The organism is Rhodothermales bacterium (assembly GCA_034439735.1).
Taxonomy (GTDB): domain Bacteria; phylum Bacteroidota; class Rhodothermia; order Rhodothermales; family JAHQVL01; genus JAWKNW01.
Genome location: JAWXAX010000202.1, coordinates 1 through 8571 on the forward strand (window position 1 = coordinate 1; position 8571 = coordinate 8571).

Annotated in this window: 7 protein-coding genes; 3 read left to right on the plus strand and 4 right to left on the minus strand. The window is 63.0% G+C overall.

All coding sequences use genetic code 11. From position 1 onward, the window contains the following. Nucleotides 1-230 precede the first annotated feature (230 nt). The gene (locus tag SH809_15050; protein MDZ4701024.1) at nt 231-1160 is read left to right on the plus strand and encodes a T9SS type A sorting domain-containing protein; all 930 of its coding nucleotides are present in this window, start codon (nt 231-233) and stop codon (nt 1158-1160) included. Nucleotides 1161-1309: 149 nt separating this feature from the next. Here the strand turns inward: SH809_15050 and SH809_15055 are convergent, their stop codons facing one another. Continuing rightward, nucleotides 1310-1558: an Arc family DNA-binding protein gene (locus tag SH809_15055; GenBank protein MDZ4701025.1), complete on the minus strand. Its 249-nt coding sequence runs from the start codon at nt 1556-1558 to the stop codon at nt 1310-1312. Nucleotides 1559-1711: 153 nt separating this feature from the next. On the opposite strand from SH809_15055, the gene SH809_15060 reads away from it, so the two are divergent. Both SH809_15060 and SH809_15065 read left to right on the plus strand, forming a co-directional pair. Then, nucleotides 1712-2665, plus strand: a complete 954-nt coding sequence (locus SH809_15060) for a T9SS type A sorting domain-containing protein (GenBank protein MDZ4701026.1) — start codon at nt 1712-1714, stop codon at nt 2663-2665. 61 nt (nt 2666-2726) lie between these two features. Beyond that, entirely contained in the window at nt 2727-3191 is a 465-nt protein-coding gene (locus tag SH809_15065; protein MDZ4701027.1) for a DUF1569 domain-containing protein, read from the plus strand. 8 nt (nt 3192-3199) lie between these two features. On the opposite strand, the gene SH809_15070 is transcribed toward SH809_15065, so the two are convergent. The 3 genes from SH809_15070 to SH809_15080 all read right to left on the minus strand — a co-directional run. Beyond that, nucleotides 3200-4645 (minus strand): DUF1501 domain-containing protein, encoded by a 1446-nt coding sequence (locus SH809_15070; GenBank protein MDZ4701028.1) that lies wholly within the window; start codon nt 4643-4645, stop codon nt 3200-3202. Nucleotides 4646-4789: 144 nt separating this feature from the next. Beyond that, entirely contained in the window at nt 4790-7939 is a 3150-nt protein-coding gene (locus tag SH809_15075; protein ID MDZ4701029.1) for a DUF1553 domain-containing protein, read from the minus strand. A 104-nt stretch (nt 7940-8043) separates the two neighbouring features. After that, nucleotides 8044-8571 (minus strand): hypothetical protein (locus tag SH809_15080; protein MDZ4701030.1); only part of this gene is annotated, 528 nt, incomplete at its 5' end.

Genomic DNA, 8571 nt, shown 5'->3' on the forward strand with positions numbered 1-8571 from the left:
GGAGAGGGGGGGGAGAGGAACGGGCGGGGAATTGGGCGCGGCGTCCGCGGTTGTATATCGTTACCCCAAGGGCAGGATCCCGGATCGGAAAGGATGCGTTATGGGGTATAACCGCGGTGCGATGATGTATGTTGGCTGGTTTGCCGCCGGCAGATTGCGGTTGTGATGACTTCAACGTTTTTGAGACGCAATATTTTGCGTCTCTACGGGCATTCAACCGACTGAAAACCATGCGCCTATTTGCTGCTTTTGCTCTCGTATTGCTTGGAATTACGGCGCCGGCCTCTGCCCAACGCACGGGTTCGATTTCCACCGACAAGACCGTTTACGCGTATGGCGAACCTATCGTCATCACCTATGCCTTCGTAAACGACAGCGACAGCGCCTATACCGTCTTCACATCTTCAAGCTGCCAGGCAGTGTTCTTTTTTGACGGTGACATTTTACCACAGGTCTGTACGGCGGATCATTTCCCGCAGACGATCCCGCCCGGCGGTCAGCGCACATGGCGTTGGCATTTGGATCCAACCCGCCTCGGCATCCCTTCGACGGATGGTCTGCATACCCTCATCGCCCACTTTGGCGTCGCTTATGCCGATACAGTGACGATCGAGGCACCGGCTTACCTGGGCGGCACGATCGATATACACTTCCGATCCACCGCGCCCGTTGACAGCATCTCGGCTATGGTGGAGGTGCTACAGGCTGAGGTACTGAACAGCCAGGAAACACCTGATCGCCTGTTGTACGAGGTCTGGCGTATTGCCGGTATGCGGATCGATGAGGCGTTCGACCGATTCGGCTCCGCCAGCTATGTGGTCCGCATGGATCGGAGTTATTTCGATACTGGAGGCCAGGAGATCGTGACGAGCCGCGAAGAGGCGCCGTTGCCCGTCCGCGCCGCTGTTGGCGTCGCATACCCCAACCCCTTCAATGATCACACCACGTTCACCATCCAGCCGGTCACCGCCGGCCCCATCCGGGCCGTGTTGTACGACCTCCTCGGGCGCGAGCGAGGGGTGTTGTTCGAGGGCTACCTGCCAGCCGGGGCCACGCAGTCGGTGACGATCGAGGCCGGCGACCTGCCGGCGGGGGTGTATGTGTACCGGGTGGAGACGGCCGGCGGGGTGGTTGCCGGGAAGGTGGTGCTGAGGCGGTAGGGCGACTTCGTCTTTCCCCGATCAATCCGGGGCAAGCTCCGCGCACACGGGAATCCATCAAGCGCTACGAATGACAAAAACCCGCTCGACGCAGCACCTGAGGTATCTCAATCCTTCTATGGATCCCCGCGTTCGCGAGGATGACGTTGCTACTGTACTACGTCCAGCTCGTCGTCCTGTGCACGCAAGTTTTCCAGATCGGACGTCTCCAATGGGGAAGGACCGGCCCGTTTGACAAACGCCGGATAGGCTTCTGCAAAAGACACACGGGGAGTGACCAGCGCACGCTCCAGAAGCAGGATAGCCTGCTGGTTCAGGCTGCGCCGCTCCTCTTGCGCCACTTTGCGGAGCTGTTCCAGCACCGCCGGCGGGATTCCTTTAAGCGTAAGAGATGCCATCGTTTTGCTCCATTCTGGTTGCGATATGGTTTCAACGGGGTCGACCACTCGAAGTTCTAGCGCAGCCCGAGGATCCCGAGATTTAAGGGGTGCGTTACGGGGTATAGATTGAGATCCCCGGCACTTGCCCGACAACCAGACCGGACCATCCGCATGCGCCTTTCCATCATCATCATCGGACTCGCACTGCTGAGCCACTCGGCCCAGGTTTTTGCCCAGGGACAGATGGAGGCGCGACTTGAAACCGACAAAGCGGTGTACGAATACGGCGAGCCGATTGAGATCCGATACATGATCACTAACAACACGGATTCCCTCGTCACACTCCTCGCGTCATCGAGTTGCCAGGGGATTTTGAGGTTCGATGATTTCCTATCCACCGAAAACGCGACATGGACAACAGACGACCTGCTGATATACTTCCCTCCCGGTGGTTCGAATCGAACATGGACCTGGATTATCGATCCGAAGACAATCGGACTTCCCAAACAAGACGGTACGCAGAAAATAATCGCTCAATGGGGTTTTAGGGGGCGATTTGCCGATTCACTTACTGTTGAAGCTCCTCAATATCTTGGTGGCATTCTCCACGTCGAGTTTGCTACGAACGCCCCGGAAGACAGCCTGGATGCCATGCGGAATCAGCTTCAGGCGACCGTGCTGGAGAGCAGAACTTCACCATTCGACCAGATAACCGTAGAGAAGTGGGAGATAGAAGGAATCACGCTTGAAGAGGCAACCATACGGTTCGAATCGGCATCGTTTCTACACACCGTGTTTCCGTATCGAGCCCTCAGTTTTCATTCGGTTGTAGCCATAACACCGCATACTCCAAACACTATCGCTTTACAATCGACGCATCCCTACCCCAACCCCTTCACCTATCGGACCACCTTCGACCTCACGCCGAACACCGCCGGCCCCATCCGGGCCGTGTTGTACGACCTCCTCGGGCGCGAGCGGGGGGTGTTGTTCGAGGGCTACCTGCCGGCCGGCGCCGCGCAGTCGGTGACGATCGAGGCCGGCGACCTGCCGGCGGGGGTGTATGTGTACCGGGTGGAGGCGGCCGGCGGGGTGGTTGCCGGGAAGGTGGTGCTGAGGCGGTAGGGCCGCGATACATCGTGGCCAAGCCTGTTCGTATATTCCGGCGTCCAAACCCCAAGAACCCATGCCCACCCTCGTCCAACGCAACCTCTTCGAGCCGGCCATTTACCGGGAATTCCTCGCCCGAGTCGAAAAAATCACTCCGGAGACGCAGCCCCAATGGGGCAAGATGAACGCTGCCCAGATGATGGCGCACTGCGCCGAGATCCAGGAGGTGATGAACGGGAAGGAGCTCAAAAACACCCCCTTTTTTGTGAAGCTCCTGAAAGGGGTGATCCGAAAGGCCGTCACCAACCTCACCCCTTACCCCCGGAATTCTCGCACCCATCCCCAGTACATTGTCGCCGACGCGCGGGACTTTGCCCGCGAAAAAGCCCGCTTCCTCGCGGCGCTGGATGCGATGATCTCCGCCGGCCCCGAAAAAGCCAGTCAGATCCCCCACTCGTTCTTCGGTCCCATGACCGCCGAGGAAAAAGGATGGGGGATGTATAAACACCACGACCACCACCTCACGCAATTCGGGGTGTGACGGGGATTTCACGCCAGCAGCCCCTCCACCACCTTCCCGTGTACATCGGTCAGGCGGTAGCGCCGGCCCTGGTGTTTGTAGGTCAGCCGCTCGTGGTCGATGCCGAGGAGGTGGAGGAGCGTCGCCTGGAAGTCGTGCACATGGACCGGGTTTTCGACGACGTTGTACCCGAACTCGTCCGTCTGCCCGTAGCTGATGCCCGGCTTTACGCCCCCGCCGGCCATCCACACCGAAAAACACCGCGGATGGTGGTCACGGCCGTAGTCCTCGGGGGTGAGCCGGCCCTGGCAGTAGTTCGTCCGCCCGAACTCGCCGCCCCAGACGACGAGGGTGTCGTCGAGCATGCCGCGCTGCTTGAGGTCGATGATGAGGGCCGCGGATGCCTGGTCGGTCTGTTTGGCCTCGCGGGTGATGCCGCCGGGGAGGCCGCCGTGGTGGTCCCAATCCTGGTGGTAGAGCTGGATAAACTTGACGCCGCGTTCGGCGAGCCGGCGGGCGAGCAGGCAGTTGGCCGCGAAGGTGCCCCGGTCGCGGGAATCCGGCCCGTAGAGGTCGAACACGTGGTCCGGCTCGTCGGACGTGTCCATGATGTCCGGCACGGAGGTCTGCATCCGGTAGGCCATCTCGTACTGGGAGATGCGGGACTCGATCTCGGGGTCGCCGACGGTCTCCATCCGAATCTGGTGCAGTTCGTTGAGGCGGTCGAGCAGCTTGCGCCGGCCGCCCTCGCTCACGCCATCCGGATTATTGAGGAACAGCACCGGGTCGTTTCCCGAGCGGAACTGGATGCCCTGGTGCGACGACGGCAAAAACCCGTTCCCCCACAGCCGCGAGTACAGCGGCTGGCCGCCTTTGTTTTTGGTGATGAGCACGCAGAACGAGGGCAGGTTTTCGTTCTCGGTGCCCAGCCCGTAACTCAGCCACGACCCGAAGGACGGCCGGCCGGCGATCTGGGAGCCGGTCTGGAAAAAGGTAATAGCGGGATCGTGGTTGATGGCGTCGGTCTGCATCGACTTCACGAAGCACAACTCGTCCGCCACCTTCGCCGTGTAGGGCAGCAGCTCGCTCACCCACGCCCCGCTGTCGCCATGTTGGCTGAAGGCGAAGCGGGAGCCGGCGAGGGGCAGTTTGTTCTGGAAGCCGGACATCCCGGTAAGCCGCTGGCCCATGCGGACGGACGCTGGCAGCTCCTCGCCCTGCATCTCGTTCAGCTTCGGCTTGTAGTCGAACAACTCCATCTGCGACGGCCCGCCGCTCTGGAACAGGTAGATGATCCGTTTGGCGCGGGGCGGAATGTGGTATCCACCCAGAACCCCGTGTGGATCGTCCGGGCCGGCGAGGGCACGCATCGGGTTGAGCAACGCCCCGAAGGCCGCGGCCCCGAGGCCCATCGCCGTGCGCGCCAGGAAGTCCCGGCGGGACGGGTACTTTTCGAAGTGATGGCAGTGACTCATTGAAATGCAAAAGGTAAAAGGGAAAAGGGAAAACCCTGTCGTTTTGCTGAACGTTGGGAGGTCCCTCGGCTACTCCCCGCGTTCGCGGGGATCCGCTCGGGATGACAATTTAATGTGCAATGTGCACCCTGTAATCGTGCCGCGTTAGCGGCGCATCACGGCCGCGTCGTAGTTCATGATCGCGGAGGCGACCATCGTGGCGGCGGCGAGGGAGGCGGGGTCGATGGAGGTCTCGCGGGAGGACTCGCCGATGGCGAGGAGTTGCCGGGCCGCATCGGGGCGGCCGGCGTATTCGTCGTACTGTTCCTGATAGATCGTTTCCAGAACAGCGCGCTCGGCATCCGACGGCATCTCACCGGTGAGTAACCGAAACGCGATAACAATCTGTGTCGCGCGATCGGCGCCGGCCTCGGTCCACATCCGCTCGCCCACCTTGCGGGCGGCTTCGACAAACTGCGGGTCGTTGAGTAAAACGAGCGCCTGCATGGGCGTGCTCGTCCGCTGGCGCTGGACGAGGCAGCTGTTGCGCTCGGGCGCGTCGAACGTCGTCATCGCCGGCGGCGGCGATGTCCGTTTCCAGAAGGTGTAGAGGCTGCGGCGGTAGAGGCTTTCGCCGGTGTCCTGGACGTATTTCGCGCCCGACTTCTCCTCCCAGATCCCCGCCGGCTGGTAGGGTTTGACGGGCGGGCCGCCCACGCGGTTCACCAGGAGTCCGCTCGCGGCGAGGGCGTTGTCGCGGAGCATCTCGGCCGGCAGGCGGAAGCCGGGGCCGCGGGCGAGCAGTGCATTGCCCGGATCCCGCTCCCGGAGTTCGGGCGAGGCTTCGGAGGCCTGCCGATAGGTAGCCGATACCACGATCTGCTTCACGAAGCGCTTCACATCCCATCCCGAATCCACAAAATCCGTCGCCAGCCAATCGAGCAGCTCGGGGTGACTGGGGAGCTGGCCCTGGTTGCCGAAGTCGTCCGGCGTGGCCACGAGGCCCATCCCAAAAAACAGCTGCCACATCCGGTTCACCGCGACGCGGGCCGTGAGCGGGTGTTCGGGGGCCGTGAGCCATTGCGCAAGGCCGAGCCGGTTGGGCGGCAGCGCGGGGTCGGCGGCCGGCAGAAACGCCGGCGTCGCCGGTTGGACTTCCTCTCCCTTCTGATCGTATTGCCCCCGGACCAGCACGTACGCCGGCCGGCGCTCGGCCATGTCCCGCATCACCATGATCTCTTCGACCGCCGAGACGCGTTCATTTTCCTCTTCGCGAAGCTGGCGGAGGGCGCGTTGCGCCTGCGTGTATCCGGGCGAATGGTGGGCAAGGAAGTGGGCGCGCAGCGAGGCCTCATCGGCTGGCGCTGGAATGCCGGCGAGCTGCGCGGCTTCAATGGGCGTCAGCGCCCGGTCGTACACGGCCAGTTCGTCGATCAACCCGTCTTTAAACCCGGCGTCGCGGAAGCGGAAGCCCACCGTCAGACCCACTTCCGTGCGTTCGTAGCGGATATTCTTGAAGAGGTTATCGCGGACGACCTCGACGGCCGCTGGTTCGCCGTTGACGTACAGTGTCAGGCCGGCGGCGCGGCTCGATCCGTCGTAGATGGCGGCAACATGGGTCCACGCCCCCAACACGAGGCTATCCGTGGTGACGACGCGGATGGCGTTTTGCGGCCACATGTGGGCGAGGCCGGCCACGAGTTGATTCCCCTGCAGGGCGATTTCGTAGCCGCGGCTGCCGGCGTCGAGCGCGGCTTTGGTGTGGTGGACCAGTACGTTCCAGGGGTTCCACCGCGCCGGCTTCATCCAGAACGAGATCGTAAACGGATCCGTCCGTTCAAAATCCCCAACCCCTGCGGCCTCGACCCCGTTCTCGCCGTCGAACACCATCGCCTGGCCCATCTTTCCCTCGACCAGCGACGGATCGTAGAGCAACTTCGCGGGCCGGCCGGGGCGGATGTCGTTCGGGAGGGTCGTGTCGCCGAGGCGCTCGAAGCCGAAGGCGTCCACCGGACCCGGAGGCGGGCGGGCGGGGAGGCTGGACGGCTGAAAGGATTCCTTCCAGCGCTGAAAGGGCTCCTCCGCATCGGCGGCGGCGGTCTTGAGCGCCTCTTCGGCTTCGGGGATACGCCGGCGGACATCGGCCAGGGCCGAGTCGGTCTCGGCATCCGTCCTCAACAGCGTCGGCACCGGGACGGCGTCGGTGAAGAAGGACGTCTGGCCGGACTCGTCGATCTGGTTGAAATAGCTGAAGAACTGGTAGTACTCTTTCTGGGTGACCGGGTCGTACTTGTGGTCGTGGCAGCGCGCGCATTCGAGCGTGAGGCCGAGGACCGCCGTGCCGAGCGTGTTCACACGGTCGGCCACGTATTCGGCCCGGAACTCCTCCTCGATGCTGCCCCCTTCTTCCGTCTGCCGATGGTTTCGGTTGAAGCCGGTCGCAAGAATTTGCTCCTGAGTGGCGTCGGGCAGGAGGTCACCGGCGAGCTGCCAGGTCAGGAAGTCGTCGTAGGGCAGGTTGCGATTGAAGGCCGAGACGACCCAGTCCCGCCAGGGCCACATGTGCGTGAGGCGGTCCGACTGGTACCCGCCGGTATCGGCGTAACGCGCCACATCCAGCCACTCGTTCGCCATCCGCTCCCCATAGGCCGGCGAGGCCAAGAGGCGGTCGACCACCCGTTCGTAGGCATTCGGCGATGTATCCTCCAGAAACGCGTCGATCTCGCCCGGCGATGGAGGCAGGCCGGTGAGGTCGAACGTGACGCGGCGCAGCAGGCGTTCGAGAGAGGCTTCTGGCGCCGGCGCGAGGCCCTCGCTGTCGAGGCGGGCGAGGACGAAGCGGTCGATATCGTTCGCCGGCCATGCGGCGTCGGCGACGGCCGGAGCATCGGGTTTTTCCGGGGAGATAAACGACCAATGCGGCTTCCACTCGGCGCCCTGCTCCACCCATCTATAGATCAGGGCGATTTCATGGGGCGACAGCGCCAGGTTCGATTCCGGGGGCGGCATCACCTCTTCCGGATTCGTGTGGACGATGCGTCGGATGAGTTCGCTTTTCTCCGGCTTCCCGGGAACGACGGCTACGTAGTTGCCGGCTTTCCCGAGGGGGGTGCTGAAGCCCGCTTCTGTATCGAGCCGGAGGCCGGCCTCGCGCGTGTTTTCGTCCGGCCCGTGGCAGGTGTAACACCGGTCCGACAGGATTGGCTTGATGTGGTAGTTATAATCCACCACGTCCGGCAACGACGTGTCCGTAGCCGGCGGCTTCGAGCTGCAGGCGGCGAGGAGGAGCGCAAGGAGTGGTAAACAGCGGTTCATACGTTTCTGGCCTTCCCGCAAGGTACAAACTTAGCACGGAAAAAGGGACGCCGGGTCCGCTTTAACCTGGCGTCACATTCTTGCACCGGGGTAAAACGAGATCCCTATAAAATCTCAAAATCCTCCACCCAGACCAGCTCGCACGCTCCATCTCCGGTATCTCCCCGCGTGAGCGAGCTCTTCCAGCGAAAGCCTTCCGGGCCGGCCACCTCCACCAGTTTCCCGACGATGCGGACGACATCCCCCTCCCGCACGCGGCCCAACGACCTTCGCACGATCTCATCCGAGGGCACCATGTGCATGTTCGCGCTGCTAGCGGCGATTTCGCCCATGGGGATCGGTGGGGTGCGGGCGCGCCAACGGTACCAGCGCCAGGACTGCGAGATGCTCATCTGATCCAGCACGGCAGAGTCGGACATGCGCCCCCAGCCCAGCGCGAGGTCATACGGGGCCAGTTCGGCGCCGCGATCCAGCCAGTACCGTTCCTTCCCAAGCACCCGCGCCGTTATCTCGAACGAGGCCAGCGGCTGCACGCGGTAGTCACCGTGTTCAAAGGCCGACTTCCGGCTCAAATTCTGCTGTGCTGGTGGGGCCGGCGCGAGGACGCCCACGGGCTGCTCCCGGGAGCAGCC

What these genes read in the sequence shown, in the direction of transcription:
- SH809_15050 (MDZ4701024.1), top strand. Translation starts at nt 231, where the DNA reads ATGCGCCTATTTGCTGCTTTTGCTCTCGTATTGCTTGGAATTACGGCG.
- SH809_15055 (MDZ4701025.1), bottom strand. Translation starts at nt 1,558, where the DNA reads ATGGCATCTCTTACGCTTAAAGGAATCCCGCCGGCGGTGCTGGAACAG.
- SH809_15060 (MDZ4701026.1), top strand. Translation starts at nt 1,712, where the DNA reads ATGCGCCTTTCCATCATCATCATCGGACTCGCACTGCTGAGCCACTCG.
- SH809_15065 (MDZ4701027.1), top strand. Translation starts at nt 2,727, where the DNA reads ATGCCCACCCTCGTCCAACGCAACCTCTTCGAGCCGGCCATTTACCGG.
- SH809_15070 (MDZ4701028.1), bottom strand. Translation starts at nt 4,645, where the DNA reads ATGAGTCACTGCCATCACTTCGAAAAGTACCCGTCCCGCCGGGACTTC.
- SH809_15075 (MDZ4701029.1), bottom strand. Translation starts at nt 7,939, where the DNA reads ATGAACCGCTGTTTACCACTCCTTGCGCTCCTCCTCGCCGCCTGCAGC.